Annotated in this window: 1 pseudogene; it reads right to left on the reverse strand. The window is 60.1% G+C overall.

The annotated features are described in order from the left end of the window. Positions 1-164: 164 nt before the first annotated feature. Positions 165-584: pseudogene (locus tag ACR3FF_RS27270) on the reverse strand (zinc ribbon domain-containing protein); the annotation flags it as partial. Positions 585-692: the final 108 nt, after the last annotated feature.

The following is a 692-nucleotide window of genomic DNA, read 5'->3' on the forward strand; positions in this document are numbered from 1 at the left end:
ATGTCACACAACTCTCCGTCATCATCTATATCAGGCCGCCAACTATGTGAACCATGCCGCATCTTACAGCCTCGGTTCGTCAGCTGCGGCGTTAGCACTTGTGGGTAAGAGACAGCCGTAAACGGCGGGGCTTCCCCTACGAGGGGAATCCGGGTTGGCAGGTTTCAGTCCGAGTACGCCGAGAGTGTCATCTGTCCGGTTCTCGGACTCGTCTCGCGGTGGACTGTGGCGCTGTCACAGGCGCTCCCATCCCGTGGCGAGTCATCGCGTCCGGGTTCCCAACGGACGCTCTCTCCCCACGGGTTGACGCGACGTGCGATGTTCGCCGCCGCGTTAATATCTGCGTGGAACTCTGTCACGTGGCAGTCGTCGTGCGGGCACACGAACTCTGCTTGCTGACTCCGCCGACCGAGCCGACCGCAAGCGTGGCACGTCTGCGAGGTGTACGCCGCGTTGACGTACTCGACGCGAATCCCTGCCTCGGTCGCTTTGTCCTCGATTCGACCCTGTAGCCGGGCGAACGCCCACGCGTGAAGGCGGCGGTTCATGAACTTCCCGTAATCCAGATGCTCACGAATGTCGCTAGTTGTCCACTCTGGCTCAAGAGACCAGTTGCTGACACGTAGTAGTCAGAATGAGGCGACTGAATCAGTCGCCTGATTCAGCCGCTGTCCGGATTGGTGCGTAATGAG

The sequence above is a fragment of the Haladaptatus ordinarius genome (assembly GCF_054177595.1).